Annotated in this window: 16 protein-coding genes; 8 read left to right on the top strand and 8 right to left on the bottom strand. The window is 45.8% G+C overall.

Annotation, left to right across the window (positions count from 1 at the left end; all coding sequences use genetic code 11):
* The first annotated feature begins 190 nt into the window (after positions 1-190).
* A complete protein-coding gene (locus AAKU64_RS02605) occupies positions 191-1,096 on the top strand; it encodes a LysR family transcriptional regulator (RefSeq protein ID WP_354330462.1) in 906 nt (301 codons plus the stop codon).
* Positions 1,097-1,229: 133 nt separating this feature from the next.
* Here AAKU64_RS02605 and AAKU64_RS02600 read toward each other — a convergent pair whose 3' ends face one another.
* The gene (locus tag AAKU64_RS02600; protein WP_322118507.1) at positions 1,230-1,433 is read right to left on the bottom strand and encodes a cold-shock protein; all 204 of its coding nucleotides are present in this window, start codon (positions 1,431-1,433) and stop codon (positions 1,230-1,232) included.
* A gap of 448 nt (positions 1,434-1,881) precedes the next feature.
* On the opposite strand from AAKU64_RS02600, the gene AAKU64_RS02595 reads away from it, so the two are divergent.
* Entirely contained in the window at positions 1,882-2,238 is a 357-nt protein-coding gene (locus tag AAKU64_RS02595) for a hypothetical protein (RefSeq protein WP_354330464.1), read from the top strand.
* Positions 2,235-3,257 (top strand): CapA family protein, encoded by a 1,023-nt coding sequence (locus AAKU64_RS02590; RefSeq protein ID WP_354330466.1) that lies wholly within the window; start codon positions 2,235-2,237, stop codon positions 3,255-3,257. Before AAKU64_RS02595 ends, AAKU64_RS02590 begins: the two co-directional genes overlap by 4 nt.
* A gap of 92 nt (positions 3,258-3,349) precedes the next feature.
* Here the strand turns inward: AAKU64_RS02590 and AAKU64_RS02585 are convergent, their stop codons facing one another.
* Positions 3,350-3,667, bottom strand: coding sequence for a 2Fe-2S iron-sulfur cluster-binding protein (locus AAKU64_RS02585; protein WP_354330468.1), 318 nt, complete (start codon positions 3,665-3,667; stop codon positions 3,350-3,352).
* Between the two features lie 145 nt (positions 3,668-3,812).
* Between AAKU64_RS02585 and AAKU64_RS02580 the strand changes: the two genes are divergently transcribed.
* On the top strand, positions 3,813-4,151 hold the full coding sequence (locus tag AAKU64_RS02580; RefSeq protein ID WP_323492583.1) for a hypothetical protein: 339 nt from the start codon (positions 3,813-3,815) through the stop codon (positions 4,149-4,151).
* 136 nt (positions 4,152-4,287) lie between these two features.
* Here AAKU64_RS02580 and AAKU64_RS02575 read toward each other — a convergent pair whose 3' ends face one another.
* Complete coding sequence (locus AAKU64_RS02575; RefSeq protein WP_354361315.1) at positions 4,288-4,584, bottom strand: SCP2 sterol-binding domain-containing protein; 297 nt, start codon at positions 4,582-4,584, stop codon at positions 4,288-4,290.
* A gap of 64 nt (positions 4,585-4,648) precedes the next feature.
* On the opposite strand from AAKU64_RS02575, the gene AAKU64_RS02570 reads away from it, so the two are divergent.
* Complete coding sequence (locus AAKU64_RS02570) at positions 4,649-5,116, top strand: VOC family protein (RefSeq protein ID WP_354330470.1); 468 nt, start codon at positions 4,649-4,651, stop codon at positions 5,114-5,116.
* Between the two features lie 76 nt (positions 5,117-5,192).
* Here the strand turns inward: AAKU64_RS02570 and AAKU64_RS02565 are convergent, their stop codons facing one another.
* From AAKU64_RS02565 to AAKU64_RS02555, 3 genes are read right to left on the bottom strand one after another with little or no spacing between them, the layout of a single operon-like run.
* On the bottom strand, positions 5,193-5,822 hold the full coding sequence (locus AAKU64_RS02565) for a class I SAM-dependent methyltransferase (RefSeq protein ID WP_354330472.1): 630 nt from the start codon (positions 5,820-5,822) through the stop codon (positions 5,193-5,195).
* A gap of 9 nt (positions 5,823-5,831) precedes the next feature.
* On the bottom strand, positions 5,832-6,641 hold the full coding sequence (locus tag AAKU64_RS02560) for an HAD family hydrolase (protein ID WP_354330474.1): 810 nt from the start codon (positions 6,639-6,641) through the stop codon (positions 5,832-5,834).
* Positions 6,638-7,579 carry a CysB family HTH-type transcriptional regulator gene (locus AAKU64_RS02555; RefSeq protein ID WP_354330475.1) on the bottom strand — a complete coding sequence of 314 codons (942 nt, stop codon included), beginning with the start codon at positions 7,577-7,579 and terminating at the stop codon, positions 6,638-6,640. The genes AAKU64_RS02560 and AAKU64_RS02555 overlap by 4 nt, the downstream gene beginning before the upstream one ends.
* A gap of 245 nt (positions 7,580-7,824) precedes the next feature.
* On the opposite strand from AAKU64_RS02555, the gene AAKU64_RS02550 reads away from it, so the two are divergent.
* Entirely contained in the window at positions 7,825-10,095 is a 2,271-nt protein-coding gene (locus AAKU64_RS02550; RefSeq protein ID WP_354330477.1) for a patatin-like phospholipase family protein, read from the top strand.
* Between the two features lie 91 nt (positions 10,096-10,186).
* Here the strand turns inward: AAKU64_RS02550 and AAKU64_RS02545 are convergent, their stop codons facing one another.
* Positions 10,187-11,173, bottom strand: a complete 987-nt coding sequence (locus AAKU64_RS02545) for a fumarylacetoacetate hydrolase family protein (protein WP_354330479.1) — start codon at positions 11,171-11,173, stop codon at positions 10,187-10,189.
* 691 nt (positions 11,174-11,864) lie between these two features.
* On the opposite strand from AAKU64_RS02545, the gene AAKU64_RS02540 reads away from it, so the two are divergent.
* A complete protein-coding gene (locus tag AAKU64_RS02540; protein WP_354330481.1) occupies positions 11,865-13,616 on the top strand; it encodes a methyl-accepting chemotaxis protein in 1,752 nt (583 codons plus the stop codon).
* Positions 13,617-13,947: 331 nt separating this feature from the next.
* Here the strand turns inward: AAKU64_RS02540 and AAKU64_RS02535 are convergent, their stop codons facing one another.
* On the bottom strand, positions 13,948-15,114 hold the full coding sequence (locus tag AAKU64_RS02535) for a hypothetical protein (protein WP_354330483.1): 1,167 nt from the start codon (positions 15,112-15,114) through the stop codon (positions 13,948-13,950).
* Positions 15,115-15,283: 169 nt separating this feature from the next.
* Between AAKU64_RS02535 and AAKU64_RS02530 the strand changes: the two genes are divergently transcribed.
* Positions 15,284-16,459, top strand: coding sequence for an ABC transporter substrate-binding protein (locus tag AAKU64_RS02530; protein ID WP_354330485.1), 1,176 nt, complete (start codon positions 15,284-15,286; stop codon positions 16,457-16,459).
* Positions 16,460-16,517: the final 58 nt, after the last annotated feature.

Genomic DNA, 16,517 nt, shown 5'->3' with positions numbered 1-16,517 from the left:
TGATTAAAGTAAAAGTCGAGATCTGGATGCAAAGTATATTCAGCAAAAACCTGAATAAACAAGATGTTTTATCATTTTATCTTTGCGTTTTAGTTAAAGATAAATGACAAAACCCTCAAACATCATTTATATTTGTCATATATGACTACGCATCGTGGCTTAGTAATCACTCATTTTTAATGGCGATCACATGGATCAATTCAAACAAATCTCCACATTTGCAGAAGTCGCAACACGCGGTAGCCTGTCCGCTGCAGCTCGGGCAGAAGGCGTTGCACCAGCGATGATAGGTCGTCGACTGGATGCATTAGAAGAGCGCCTAAGCGTCAAATTATTGCAAAGAACCACCCGTAAAATCGCATTGACCAATGAGGGTGCTGCGTTTTTAGAGGATTGCCAGCGGATATTAGCAGAGCTGGAGGAAGCCGAGACATCGGTATCCGAACGCAGTGCACGAGCCAGCGGACAACTGACGATCTCTGCGCCTGCAGGATTTGGCCGGCAACATGTCGCACCGCTGGTACCTTCTTTTTTAAGCGAACACAGAGATGTTAAGCTGACCCTCAGCCTGAATGACCGGGTGGTAGATTTGATCGGCGAAGGTGTTGATGTTGCGATACGTATCGCATCGTTAACAGATTCCAATTTGATCGGGGTTAAATTAGCCGACAATAAACGGGTAGTTGTCGCCTCCCCCGCCTATATCAAGCGATTTGGTGCGCCCATGTCTTTGGATGAATTAAGCCATCATAACTGCCTGGCTTTTAATAATGATGGCAGCCAGCGTGGATGGACATTTCGGCAAAACGGGAAAAATGTCGTCCTTAAAGTCGATGGCAATATGGTTTGTAATGATGGCGAGGTATTGCATGATTGGGCACTCGCAGGCAAAGGCCTGGCTTGGCGCTCGATGTGGGAAGTCGGTACAGAAATTGAGTCCGGCAAATTGGTTACCGTGCTCGATGATTTCACTGCACCGGGCAATGATATCTACGCTATTTTTGCGCAACGCCGTCATTTACCACTGCGAATACGAGCCTTCGTTGATTTCTTACGTCATGCGTATAGCAAACCAAACTATTGGCACAAGACCTGACAACAAAATGAGATAAGAATGAAAAGCGGCGATGAAAGTCGGAGATTTTTAACAAGACGAAAAAAATCCCCGACATGTCGAGGATTTTTACTTAACGACTTTAACAAGTCACATTCAGCGTTCTAATCAGAGATTAGATGCCTTGAATGTTAGAAGCTTGTTTGCCTTTTGGGCCAGTTGTTACGTCGAAAGAAACACGTTGGTTTTCTTTCAAAGATTTGAAGCCGGATGATACGATCGCTGAGAAATGAGCGAACAAATCTTCGCCGCCTTCGTCTGGAGTAATGAAACCAAAACCTTTAGAATCATTGAACCATTTTACAATACCTGTTGCCATTACAATTTCCTATTTCAGTTAATGTGGGCGAATGCCCGGTAAATCGTTTCAACCAAGAAGAAATGACAGACTGATACTGCACTACCACCTAGAATCTCAACGATTATTTGATTATACCTACAAATTTTAGACAAAGTAAAATAAATTGATGGCAGCAACACAAAAAATGCTTTTATACACAATAAGTGCGGCGCTCCGACGTTGGATACTTAAATTGCTTGCAATCCAAAACTAATACTAAGGGAAAGTAAAATTCGTTAGACTATAGCGATTACTCAAAGCAAATCTGCACGCTTTCTTCCTGTTACCAATCTTCGATCAGATCAAATCAATAATGCTATCAAGCTCAAGCCCCAACCATTCCGAACACTTCAATTCAGCAAAGATTTTAAAGAAGAGCTTTCCCGTTTTATTAGCGGCTGGATTATTTTTTTGCTGCGATGTCGCGATGGCAACACCAGTTTTACGTTGTGAAGTCACTTATGCAGGTAGCACCCAAATAGTGGAGACAAAGTCGGTGAGTGATCCTTACGCCGTGGAGTCGGTTGATATCGGTGGTCGCTTTTTGTTTAAAGCAGTGATGGTCGGAGCGAAGCTTCCGAATGCAAAACCGATTGATTACATCAAGTTGTATGTGTACTTCCAAGGGCGCCACTATGATGTGCCTATTCACCAAGCGACCTATTTACCGCCATTTAGCTATTCTGACTCACCTACCCCGCTAACCCCGCTTAACAGCCTGTATGCGGGTGAAGTGGAACGTGAATTGCAGTACCACTGCACACTGCAAGGAGCAAAGCCATGATGCGTAGCGTTCATATTTTTTTCGCTATGGTTGCTGGCTTAGCGTTTTGTAATCCATGCTGGGCTAAAGATAAAAGCCCAGAAGACGGGCTGGTCAGTATCTTATTTGCAGGTGACATTGTTCTCGATGGCAAACCGGGGAAAATGATTGAAGACGGGCGCGATCCATTTGCAGATTTCGCCCCTATTCTGGCGAATGCCGATATACGTATTGGCAATCTTGAATGTGTAGTCGCCACTGTTGGCAACCCAGTAGATAAAAATTTCAATTTCCGTGCACATCCACGCAGTCTTGCTGTCTTAAAACGTCACTTTGATGCCGTCGGCATTGCTAATAATCACTCTGGTGATTTTGGCAGGGAGGCATTTAGCGAAATGCTGGGGCTGCTTGACCAGCAGAAGATACCGCATTTTGGTGGTGGCCAAAATTTACACGAAGCACATACGCCATTAATTATAGAACGCAAAGGATTACGTATCGCTTTCCTCGCTTATAACGAATTTATGCCACGTAGTTTTGAAGCGGATGCCAAAGCTGCGGGTATTGCGTGGAGCGAGGATGAACAAGTTGTAGATGATATACGCAAAGCACGATCTGTTTACAAAGCTGATCTGGTCATCCCATTTATGCATTGGGGTTGGGAAAACGAGTTACTTGCAGGTGATCGTCAGCGTAAGTTGGCTCACATCATGATTAAAGCCGGTGCGGATGCCGTAATCGGTGGTCATCCACATGTAATACAAGACGTGGAACACTACCAAGGCAAGCCTATCATTTATAGCATAGGAAATTTTATGATTGATGCGCTAGACAACGAGGCGCAAACAAAAGGTTGGGTAGTGCGATTGCATGTCAATCGTCAAGGTGTACAGGCTTGGGATACGCGTTTAGCAAAAATTGATGAAGACGGAATCCCACATCCAGTTGTCGATGCGCAAACCTCATGCTGGAACCGGACTGACAACAAAGTAACTCCATGCGCTTATGATGCTGGACAAACGCAACAGGCCAAACAGTAGGTCGCGGTAGCAATCTCTAAACAATGTAATTACATCTGATAATTACAGCATGCCGTTGGCCAGACTATCTGGCTGACGGCATTCATAGCCAACTAACTATCTGTATGACCTGCAACCGAAACTGCATACGTCACATTCAGTACAAGATCAGATCTTGCCTGCGCCACGCAGGGCAAAATCGCACCATCTGATTTCTCATCAAACGACAATCCAGGCCATTCAATACGATAATCGACGCTACCGCTTAGCATATGGCAAAGGCAAGCACGGCAAGTACCATTTCGACATGAACTAGGCAAGCTGATACCAGCAAGTTGTGCGGCCTCTAATACACTCATCGACGATCTTATCGGAAAGACCAAATCTTGCTTTAGCAGATGTACCTGAAAACCTTGTTCTGTATCGCTCATTCTCCACCTGTTAAATCCTGAAGGATGCTTATTTACCTGATGACTCCTTGTCTTATCCAGTAATCTTGACTAGATTAAAAGCTCAGGCAACATTTTCATCAATCGCTATCAGATCACTAGCAATTGTTTCCAAAGGAGCAAAAAAATGATTAGTTCACCATCCTACATGCAATCTGAAGACAGCTTATCCTACAACGAGCGCAGAGGAACCAGAGCACCATTTTTTACCCTGATAGAAATTGATCCGCGCGATGTGATTGATGGTGTCATGCTAGAGCAAGGCTATTTGTCTGACGATGCGCAATCATCCGGCACCATGCGCGAAGTTTGCCCTCATTGCAACGGCGTAGCGTTACAACTGATACTACGCTTTCGTCACGTCAAGCGCGCCCATTTGTTTTGCGACTGCTGCACCCGATGCTACGACGCGCTATACCCCGACGGCAGTTCTGCCTTGGTATTAGGTGCGGTATCTCTGGTGTAAATGAATGTCTGAATGACGAAGAAGTTTTCTAAATAAGATGTCCAATAATAATGCGGCTTCTGGCCAGATATTGACTGGAAAGCCGCATTATTATTGGACATCCTTTTTTGAACTTAAAAAAACTAAACGGCAAGCGTTACAGCACTTTTTGCAAGCGCATTGCCACACTCATATCGCCAGTGACTTTGAGCTTGCCAGACATAAAGCCATTTACAGGATTTAATTCTCCGGTCAACATGGCACTCAGACTTTCTAAAGCGAGTGTCACAGTGCAAGTTGCATCCAGGTTATCGTTGCTGACCTTATTCGGCACGGTAACTGCCTCAACAAATACAACACCATCGTTACCGCAATCAAATTTCAATAAGGCATTTAAGCCGCTATCATCACCTACTTTTGCACGAATCGCATCGGTACATCCTTGTAAATCCATTGAAAATCTCCTAGAAGAAATTGAAAATTAAAACCTTGCGCAATTTACCATGACAGAGAACAAAATGATCAACAAAATGGCCCGCAAAACGACCGAAGAAATAACTGAAGAAAAAAATAGTGCCATCATCCCCTGCCTGCGTTACCGCGATGCGGTCGTAGCAATTGAATGGCTTTGTGAAGTTATTGGATTGAGCAAACATCTGGTAGTCCCGCAAGATGACGGCCGTATCGCCCACGCTCAGCTCACGCTGGGACGCAGCATGATCATGCTGGGTTCGGCGAATAAGGATATCAACGATAACAACGCCTACGGCCAATTGATAAAGCAACCGGATGAGCTAGGCGGTGCGCAAACGCAATCAACTTATATCGTAGTCCGCGACGCAGATGCAATCTATGCCAAAGCGATCAAAGTCGGAGCACGTATTGTCATCGATATTAAAGATGAAGAATACGGTGGCAGAGGCTTTAGCTTCTTCGATCTGGAAGGTCACTTGTGGAATATAGGGACTTATGACCCATGGCAGTAGGTGACATAAATAATCACACAAGGTCAATATAGTGATTAAGATTTTTATTCGTCAGCAGATCATCACTAAAATTTAACTACCGCAGCACACAAGTCAGCATCCAAAAATAATCGTTCCGGCGTATGCGGATATCTTTAGCAAATGAAGCAAATTTTTTGCGCATAAAACTATCCGTTGGAAAATTTTTCACGATATCTACACGAGTGCCATCTTCTTGCATGCGCTGTTGGTAAGTGTTGCCCTCGCTATCGGTGCGGGCAATTGGCAGACTGCTGCCTTCGACATGATTATTGTCGATCAATACCAAAACACAATCTTGTCCGACTTTAGCGCGTAGCTTTTTCAAAAAATCAGCCTGCTCTTCTTTTTTTACATGCGACCACCAAAAGCCCGCAAAGCAAGCGCTATAGTCACCCTGAGGTAAATCAAACGCATCAGCAATCGCAAATTTGACTTTGCCTTCAGGTAGATTTTTAGTTTGAGCAATATCCAGCATGATCTGATTGATATCCGTTGCCAAGACTGATTGTGCGCTGGTTGCAAAACGCTCGGTCCAATAACCGGTGCCGCAAGCGACCTCTAATACTGTGTGATTCTCTAGTACTACACTGACCCGTTCGGCCAATTCTTGCAGATCGTTTTGACGCTCTGGTTTGGCGTAAATGGTGTCGTAATTCTTCGCTCTTTGTGCGTAATAGTCGCGCATATTTTTCTTTCAGTTCAATAGGGTATTAATTAATTCTACAAATCCTGCGCCGTATTCTTGCTCGGTAATATAAGCAGGATGCGCGTCAAACCGGTCTACATATTTACGCACATTAGCAACGCCGACCGCATGCGGATAATGTGCAAACATACTGGCATCGTTGGCAGAGTCGCCAATAAATACATACTGTTGCTTTGCCAGTTCATCACTGACGCCAAATACATCCTGTAATACCTGCTGGCTCATACTTTGTTTAGAAAACGGTGTCACCGATGCGTGAGCATGGATGTTGCTGGTGGTTGCGTGCAAACCGTTTGAGCGGATCAGAGCAACCACCTGATTCAACTCATCCAACGCTAATGGTGAAATACATTCGCCGATATCAAATGCCAAATCGCCCACCCGTTGCGGGGCGTCTTCCGCCACCTGCACTTTGGAGAAATGTGCTGTCATTGTGACCGCAAATGCCTGCAATTGTTGTTTGTGTTGAAGTCGCGTGGCGGCATCAACATAGAACATCGATTGTTGTCGTCCATGCTGATCTAGCCAAAAAGCACTAGCACCATTTTCCGCAATCACGGCATCAAAACTACATAAGCGCAATAAAGGTAAAGTCCAGTACGTTGGCCGACCCGTTACCGCAATCACCTTTAAACCTGCTTGTCTGGCGCGTTGTATCGCATCTAAAGCTTCTAGCGTTAGTTTACCGTGTGTCGTAAAGGTATCGTCAATATCGGTCAGAATACCTTTTATCTGTTTGCGCTCATGCTGCGACCAGGTAGCTAAAGGCTGTAAGCGTGAAGTCAACTGGTGGCTCATAAATCGTAGGTATCTTTACCGCCTTGCATCACCTGATCAATCAACTTGCGGTTTAAAGTGGGCGTCATCAGTTCGATAAAGGTGTAGATATAACTTCGTAAATATGCACCCTGCTTGACTGCCACACGCGACACATTCATTCCAAATAAATGTCCAACCGGGATCGCACGCAAATCTTTATCACGCTCTGCATCAAACGCCATACCCGCAATAATACCGACACCCATTCCCAGTTCTACATAGGTTTTGATGACATCGGCATCAATCGCCTCCAGCAAAATATCAGGTTTTAAACTGCGTATTTCAAAAGCATGATCGATCTTGCTACGGCCTGCAAAGGCACTGTCGTAGGTGATCAGCGGAAAATGAGCGATCTCTTCCAGCGTAATATTTTTTGTCTTGAGCAAAGGATGATCAGGTGGTACCACCACCATATGCTCCCATTGATAACAAGGGAAGGAGATCAAGCCATCAATCCCGGCAATTGCCTCGGTCGCAATCGCCAGATCTGCCTGATCTCGCATCACCATTTCTGCGATCTGCTTTGGATTACCCTGCAACAGCGAGAGTCTGACCTTGGGATATTTTTGCATAAAAGCCTGCACTACTTTTGGCAAGGCATAGCGTGCTTGCGTATGCGTTGTTGCAATCGTAAAACTCCCCGTATCTTGAGCGGCATATTCTTTACCGATGCGTTTTAGACCATCAATCTCTTGCATGATCAGCTCAACTGACTTCAATACCTCACGGCCAGGCTCGGTCAAACCACGGATACGCTTGCCGTGACGAGTAAAGATATCGACGCCTAACTCTTCTTCTAATTCGATGATCGCTTTAGAAACACCAGGTTGTGAAGTAAACAGCGCTTTGGCGGCTTCGGTCAGATTAAAATTTTGCCGGACAGCTTCGCGAACAAAGCGCAGTTGGTGTAAGTTCATGAATATACCTTGGTATTTCGGATCATATTTTTTGCGCAAAAAACGGCAAAAAAATCGGGAGATTTGCTACAAAACGTCTGCTAAACGGGTGAATTGGCAGTTAAATGACATTTTTGCGCAGTAAAATAATGCTTACCGTAGTATATATTCTATTCAAGCAGATCGGCAGCTATGCAATACAAACTTAGGTATCGTACTATTTCGTCCGCTCCGCCTAATTCTGCTTAATTTCCAAAAACAATCCCATGCCAACCGCAAAAAAACTTTGTCTTGCCGTAGTCTGTCTGATCAGCTTGACCTCGCTTTTTAGTCAAAGCGCACTCGCCGAGCGCCTCACCACCACCAAACCGCTTACAAAAACACCCAAAATCTGTGTCGCTCTATCAGGCGGAGGCGCACGTGGTTTTGCACATGTGGGTGTGCTTAAAGCGCTGGAAGAACTGAATGTACCGATTGACTGCATAGCCGGTACCAGCATGGGCGCGGTAGTTGGGGGTCTGTATGCAGCAGGACTATCTGCAACCGAGATCGAACAAAGATTACAAGCATTAAAGCTAGACGATATTGCGCTGGACCGGGTGCAAAGGCGCATGTTACCAGAAGCCTTGCGAGAAGAAGATACACAATATCCGCTGGGAGCCACACTAGGTCTGAGCGCCAGCGGAGTGCGTTTACCTAGCGGTGCGGTGCAGGCAACCCAATTTTTAGAGTTATTGCAGAACTGGACTGTGCATATTCAGCCTGATATCAACTTTGATAAATTGCCAATCCCATTTCGTGCAGTTGCTACCGATCTTGAATCCGGGAAAATGGTGGTCTTTGACAAAGGTCCACTCTACACCGCGATACGTGCCAGTATGGCCGCACCCGGCGTTTTTGCGCCGGTAGAAGTCAATGGCCGCTTGCTCACTGATGGTGGTCTGGTACGCAATCTGCCAGTAGATATCGCTCGTAGTATGGGGGCAGATATCGTCATCGCTGTCAATATTGGTACGCCGCTGCTACCACGCGATAAATTGCAAAGCTTGTTTAATGTCAGTCAGCAGATGATCAATATCTTGACTGAGCAAAATGTAGAAATGCAAAAAGCGGGCCTAAAGGACTCTGATATTTTGATCGAACCTGATTTAGGGTCGATCAGTTTTATGGATTTTGGCCGCTCGGCCGAAGCATCCGTGATTGGGCAAAATGCAGCGCAAGCCATCCAAGAAAAATTACTGTCATTAAGTTTAGAACCGCATCTGTATGCGGCCAAACAACAAACACGCTTACGTCCGCCCTTACCTAGTATTGATATCGCTTTTGTCGATGTAGTGACTGACGGTGCGATACCAGAAATGGATATCCGCCGTCAGGTATCCATCAAAATCGGTAGCAAATATAACGCCGAAGAGATCAACCGTAAATTAGCAGTGTTAAATATCACCCGAGAATTTGATAGCATCAACCACCAGCTAATACAACGTAATGGCGAGTACGGCGTGCAGATCAACGCTAACGGCAGAAATTGGGGCCCGCATTTCTTACGTTTTGGGTTAGCGCTATCTGGCGGCTTTGAAGGTGCCGGTGGATTCCGTCTGCAAGTCGGGCATCGCCGCCCTTGGCTGACAGATAGCGGATTAGAGTGGCGCAATGATGCAGAGTTTGGCAGTCTGATTCGCGTTCGGTCTGAATTGCGCCAACCTATTTTTGAGCGTGAAGGCTCCTACCTGTCGCCATATATTGAACTGGGACAAAATGCCCGTAATCTGTATAGCGATGATGTTAGGATTGCTGAATACAATCTGCAAAAAATCCAGCTCGGCCTGGATGTCGGCATTCCATTAGGTGAGTTAGGTACCTTGGGTGAAGTCCGCTTCGGTATCGCTGGCACCCGCTACCGCGTTCGTCCTAAGCTGGGTGGTTTATTAGTTCAAAATAGCGATGGCAGCTTGGGGTCTCAGCCCTTACCTAGCGCAAATCTTCAACAAGCGGGTTTCAAAAGCTCATTTGTGATTGACCAATTAAGTGACTCTGCCTTCCCACGCGATGGTTATAAACTGGCTTCCAGCCTGTTTGTCGGCGTAGATAAAAGTCGTAGCAATTATCAGGAATTTACTTTCGATAGCATCTGGGCGCAGAGTATCGACAATCAGAGCATCAACTTAAAGTTAAGCGGTGCAGGTTTATTCCAGAACGACACAGAAATCCGCGGCATCGGCACTACGCTGGGCGGCTTCCAGCAATTATCGGCCTATCAGCCAGATCAGTTTGCGGGCAATTACCTGCTGTATGGCAGTGTGACGTATCTTTTACGCGCCGTAAAATTTGAGATGGCGGGACAGAATTTATTCTTAGGTACCTCTTTTGAGGCAGGTAATGTCTGGAATTCGCGCAGTGAAATATCTTTCCCTTCATTGCGAAAAAGCGCCAGCGTATTTGTTGGATTTAATAGTTTTATGGGGCCGATTTATCTGGGTGTTGCTGTTGCACCTGCGGGTACCAGAAATATCTTTTTCCAACTTGGCAGACAATAATCAATAGAGCGAACAAATAAATAAGGCGGACAAATTAATTTGTCCGCCTTATTTACGTTGCATATTCAAATCACATATTCATGCTGCATATTTAGCGATGGTATTCGACCACACTCTGCTCAATAGCGCCGAAAATCGACTTACCATTTTTATCCAGCATCTCAATTTTAATGCTGTCACCAAATTGCATAAACGGCGTAATCGGTTCTCCGCCAGCGATCATTTCTAATGCACGTTTTTCGGCAATACAGCTATACCCTTTGCTGGCATCTTTATTCGACACCGTACCGGAGCCAACGATCGTGCCCGCACGTGCCTTGCGAGTTTTGCATAAATGCGTAATCAATTGGGTGAAAGAGAACACCATATCAACACCCGCATTGGGCTGACCAACCAGCGTGCCATTTAAGGTCGAACGCAACGGTAAATGCACTTTGCCGTCTTTCCAGGCATCGCCCAATTCATCTGGCGTCACCGCAACTGGCGAAAAACTTGAGGCAGGTTTGGATTGAAAAAATCCAAATCCCTTCGCCAATTCCGCTGGAATCAAATTACGTAATGAGACATCATTGACCAGCATCAGCAAACGGATATGCTCTGCTGCATGCTGCACCTTGACGCCCATCGGGACGTCGCCAGTGATGACAGCGACCTCGCTTTCAAAATCGATGCCCCACTCTTCTGACAGCATTTCTATATCGTCTTTGGGGCCAATAAAATCATCACTCCCGCCCTGATACATTAAAGGGTCATGCCAAAAACTATCTGGCATATCCGCATTACGTGCCTTACGCACCAACTCCACATGATTAACATAAGACGATCCATCTGCCCACTGGAAAGCGCGCGGCAAAGGTGCCATGCAATTAGCGGCATCAAAATCAAACGTATTCACCGCCCTGCCCGCATTTAAGCGTTCATAGGCCTCGTCCAATTGCGGCGCAATAAAGCCCCAGTCATCTAAAGCCCGTTGCAAGGTAGGCGCAATGCCATCGGCAATCATGGCAGTTTTTAAATCGCGTGAAACAATCAATAACTGACCATCACGAGAACCATCTTTAAGGGTCGCAAGTTTCATAATTTATTCGTCTGTATTTTTCGTTTGTATTTTGAGAAGATTGAACCGACACTGCATGAATAGTCATACTGGTATCAGCAAAATTTGTTGCACCATTTTACACTGGCAGTGCTGATAAAACCCCGATTTGAGTATCCTAGCCAAGCTTGCATGAATGTCATTTATGCAAACTAATGACGGTATCGCAATCCAGCTTGATAAGATATTCGGGCTCTATTTTTCCCTTGAATTTCTACCTATTTTTTCTTCTTTATTATTTCCATTTTTCATACACTCACTGAGTATATTTTAGTCGTCCATACATTAATTGGACTATCAAGCATTTTTTATAAAAATAATGGGGAGTATATTAAGGTCGATCATTATTGGATAGCAATCTGCTCTCGGCAAGTAAATAATCTAGCTTTACTTCACATCAGAATTTAATATAATTTTTGTGTAAGTTTCGAATCAATTTCACGACTTAGCATAATCAACATCTAATCAGGCAAATTCTGTGGCAACATAGTTTTGTATTTAAGACTCACGCCACCAGAGCCGTTTTGCGTCAGTCTTGGCATTCAATCTTTACCTTAATCTTTACCTGAAGCCGTACTCTCAATTTGCACGCTCATGCCTGTCTAAAGTGTTTTGATTCCAGCGAACCACTCCCACCGCTACTGTTAGCTGTGGTGAGCCAAAAGGAAGAACAATGAACTTCAATAACTTCAAAATCGGTACTCGCCTCGCGGTTGGATTTGGTTCTTTGATGATCGTACTGATCTTGCTGATCGCCATCAGCGCAATCCGTTTAACCTCCATCGGCAGTGCGAACAAACACATCGTCAACGAGAACTGGCCAAGTGCTGCACTGGCTTTTAAAATTGACGCCAAAATGCGGGAAAACGGTAGCCGGACGATGGAATTATTTATCATGTCCGACCCGGCAGCACGGGCAAAACAATATGCCTCAATAGATGCAAATAAAAAACAGATTGTCGAGTGGACAGACCAGCTGACCAAACTGGCGACTAGCCAAAGCGCTAAGGATGTATTGGCAAAAATGCTGGTCTCCCGTACTGCCTTCGTTGCGTCGTTTTCTAAAGTTGCCGACCTGATCGAGCTGGATCAGCGTGATGACGCTGCCAAGATGATGAGTAACCAGACCTTCCCGGCCTTGGAGGTTTTGTTGACTGATTTGAATACGATTATTCAAGAACAAAATAAAGAGATGGATGTTAATGGTGTCCAAATCACCGAGGATATTTCTTTCTCACGTACGCTGGTATTAAGTCTGGGTTTTGCTGGTCTGATTGCTGGGATATTTTTTGCCATCTGGATTACGCGCTCGATTACCGGACCGTTGGGAGAAGCGGTGTCTGTTGCGCGCCTGGTGGCAGAAGGCGATTTAACCCACCGCATCCAAGTCAAATCACGTGACGAAACCGGACAACTGCTCAGCGCCTTAGCCGACATGAACAATAGCCTGGTGATGACCATAGGCCAGGTACACCGGAGCACAGAAACCATCGCCACGGCATCAGGCGAAATCGCATCCGGCAATGCGGATCTGTCTGCACGTACCGAATCACAGGCCGGATCACTGGAGGAAACCGCGTCCTCAATGGAAGAGCTCACCTCCACCGTCAAACAGAATGCCGACAACGCCAGACAGGCAAATCAATTAGTCATTTCTGCCAGTGGCGTTGCGATCAAAGGCGGCGAAGTGGTGGGACAAGTGGTTGAAACCATGGGATCGATTAAAGAAAGCTCGCGCAAGATTGTGGACATTATTGGCGTGATTGACAGCATTGCATTCCAGACCAATATCCTTGCTTTAAACGCCGCCGTAGAAGCTGCCCGTGCTGGTGAACAAGGACGCGGCTTTGCGGTGGTCGCATCAGAAGTCCGCAACCTTGCTCAGCGCAGCGCAGGTGCTGCAAAAGAGATTAAAGAACTGATCAGTGACTCAGTAGAAAAAGTTGATCATGGTAGCAAACTAGTCGATCAGGCTGGCCAGACTATGGGCGAAATCGTCGAGTCTGTGCGCCATGTCGCCGACATCATGGCCGAGATCACTGCGGCCAGCCAAGAGCAAAGTTCTGGCATTGAACAAGTCAACCAGGCCATCACACAGATGGATGAAATGACACAGCAAAATGCAGCACTGGTCGAGCAAGCCGCCGCCGCCGCCGAGAGCATGAAAGAAGAAGCCGCAGCCCTGACCAATGCGGTCAGCGTATTTAAACTCAGTAGCGCCTCAGCTTCTGTGACGCCAAACATCAGCGCGCCAAAATCGACCAGAGCCACCAATACCACCTCTGCAATCAGCAAAACGCCGGAAAGAGTATCAAGCGCAAAACCAGCTACTATGAAAAAGCTAGCCGTTAAATCATCGGCAAAACCAGCTCCAATAAAGAAATCTATGCAGACTGAATCTACTGAGGGCTGGGAAGAGTTTTAGCAACGGCATTGAATCTGGATTGAATACGGATTCAATCCAGATTTGACAAAAAATTACCTATACTCCCCATAATTTTTATAGAAATTACCTTCTAAGCCAATGATTCTATGGACAACTTAAATATACTAATGATGAGTATATTAAATAAGCCAGTAAGAGTATTTCATACGCTATCGCTAGCTGACCTGAAAAACACTGACGTGGTCAATAGTTGAATAGCCGACGTTGGCAGCAAGTTTTTTGATCCGCCAATTGAAAAAATAAGCAAAAAAAAGCCCCTGCATAAACTGGGGCTTTTTTCAAATTACGGTCTGATTCAATCCGTAGTTATTCAACGGCGATCCGGCTCACCATTTCGATTATCCCGACCTCGCTCATTTTCCGGTCTTTTTTCAGATTTGTTTTCTCTTGGCGCTTCGCTCCTGTTTTCACGCTGCTCGGGAGGGCGTTGTACCTGCACAGGTGCTGGTGGTTGCGCTGCTTGCGTTGGCTGCACTGGCCTGATCGCCTGAGGTTGTGTTTGCAGCTGTTGTGGCGAACGTAATTGCTGCTGGTTACGCGGTTGTTGCTCCATGCGTTGCTGCTCTGCACGTTGCTGTTGTTCCGCTCGTTGCTGTTCATTACGTTGCTGTTCATTACGTTGTTGCTCTGCACGCTGTTGGTCGGCTCGTTGCTGTTGTTCAAGGCGCTGATTTTGCTCCGTACGTTGTTGTTGCTCTGCGCGTTGTTGCTGCTCAAAACGCTGGTTTTGTTCCACCCTTTGGTTTTGTTCCACACGTTGCTGTGGTGCTTGCTGCTGTAGTTGCGGTGGTGCCATCCTTTGGTTTTGTTCAATACGGGGATTAGCGTTCTGCTCAACACGTTGGTTGGGTGCCTGACCGGGCATTTGATTTCCCATATTGCGTGGTGGCTGAAAACGTTGCTGAGTAATTGCTTCACGCGGTTGATAGCGATAGTTTTGTACCAGAATTGTATGCTGTTGCTCTACCGCTCTAGGATAGCGGTTACCAGAATATTGACGTTGATAAATCGGTAGCGGCGCAGGCTGCGGAATTGCCCGACGATCCCAGTGATCCCAACCGCGGTGACGCCATTCCCAATCGTTGCCCCAATGATCGCCCCAACGCGGCGGCGCATCGTATACCCAGCCACGGAAGTAGACCGGCGGGCTGCGATAGTAACGCACAGGGACACGCAAAACATAAAGCGGCACGTATTCAGGCTGCGTTAATTCCCACGGGCCGTTATACCAACTACTGGCGTACCAATTATCGCGTTGGTAGACCCAGTACAAGCCATCATAAAAGAAGTAATTCGCGTTAGCGCTGGGATTATAATAAACCGGATAGTCAGGTACCTGAACCAAGTCAGGGTAGGACGACATATCAATATCTATACTAATGCCAGGCAATTGAACATCAATGTCAACTTGCGCATATGCGGAACTGACAGACCCCATCAGGATGGATAGTGCAATAAGTGGATAACGCATTTTCATTTTTTATCCTTTTAAAACGAATTATTTATATTGTAGAGTTAGCTTGCCATCGCATGCCAAATTGGGTCAGTACGCTATCGTACACTTCACACACTAAATGACTAATCGCAGTACCATATCAATTCATAAAAATCAGGATGCAAAAGCATCAACAACATAGGAGACCTTCATGCAATTCAAAAAATATCTTATCCCTCTACTCGGTACGCTGTGTCTGGCAGCCAGCAGTCTGTCTGCTCAGGCGCAAGAAACGATCAAAGTCGGTGTAGTCGCAGCATTTTCTGGTCCTTTTGCTGATTACGGCAAACAGATCGAAGGTGGCATCAAAGCCTATATGCATCAATACGGCGACAAAGTTGCCGGCAAAAAAATTGAAATCATCATCAAAGATACAACTGGCCCTGCCCCTGATATAGCTAAACGTTTGGCGCAGGAATTGGTTGTCAGAGATAAGGTAGATTTTTTAGCTGGCTTTGGTTTAACACCCGAAGCATTGGCTGTTGCACCGATTGCAGAACAAGCTAAAAAGCCGATGATTATTATGAATGCAGCAACATCAATCATCACTACCAAGTCAAACTATATTGCGCGCTTTTCTATGACTTTGCCGCAAGTATCTGGGCCGATGGCAACTTGGGCAGTAAAAAATAATATTAAAAAAGTCGTGACTCTGGTGGCAGATTATGGTCCCGGCATTGATGCAGAAACTGCATTTAAAACTAATTTTATCGGCGGTGGCGGCACTATCGTAGAGTCAATCCGGGTGCCATTGCGCAATCCAGAATTTGCACCCTATATCCAAAGAATTAAAGACGCAAAGCCAGAAGCGGTATTTATTTTTGTCCCGGCTGGTGAGCAAGGTGTGGCATTTATGAAAGGCTATCGTGAACGTGGTCTGGCAGAGGCTGGGATCAAAGTTATCGCCACTGGCGATTTAACAGATGACCATGTACTGCCTGCGATGGGCGATGCAACCTTAGGTGTAATTACAACTTTCCATTATTCTGCTGCGCACAATTCGCCTGAGAATAAAGCGTTTTTAAAACATTTTGCTGAAGCCAATCCGGGTGCGGGTCGCGCCAACTTTATGGCAGTTGCAGCGTATGACGGTATGGCCGCCATTTATGAAGTAGCAAAGAAATTAAATGGCAAGATCGATGGCGATAAAGCGATGGCAATCCTAAAGGGAATGAAAATCAATAGCCCACGTGGCCCCATCATGATTGACCCGGCAACGCGCGATATCATACAAACCGTCTATGTGCGCAAAGTTGAAAAAGTTGGTGGCGAATTATTCAATGTCGAGTTTGATCAATTTGCGAACATGAAAGACACTGGCAAATAATTGTCTCGACTCGGTACGCCAGGTGCTTAGAACAAAATTCGAAAACCTCGCAATATTT

The sequence above is a fragment of the Undibacterium sp. GrIS 1.8 genome, assembly GCF_040544445.1.
GTDB lineage: Bacteria > Pseudomonadota > Gammaproteobacteria > Burkholderiales > Burkholderiaceae_D > Undibacterium.
The sequence above is the reverse complement of the archived record's forward strand: the minus strand, read 5'-3'. Positions and strand labels throughout refer to the sequence as shown.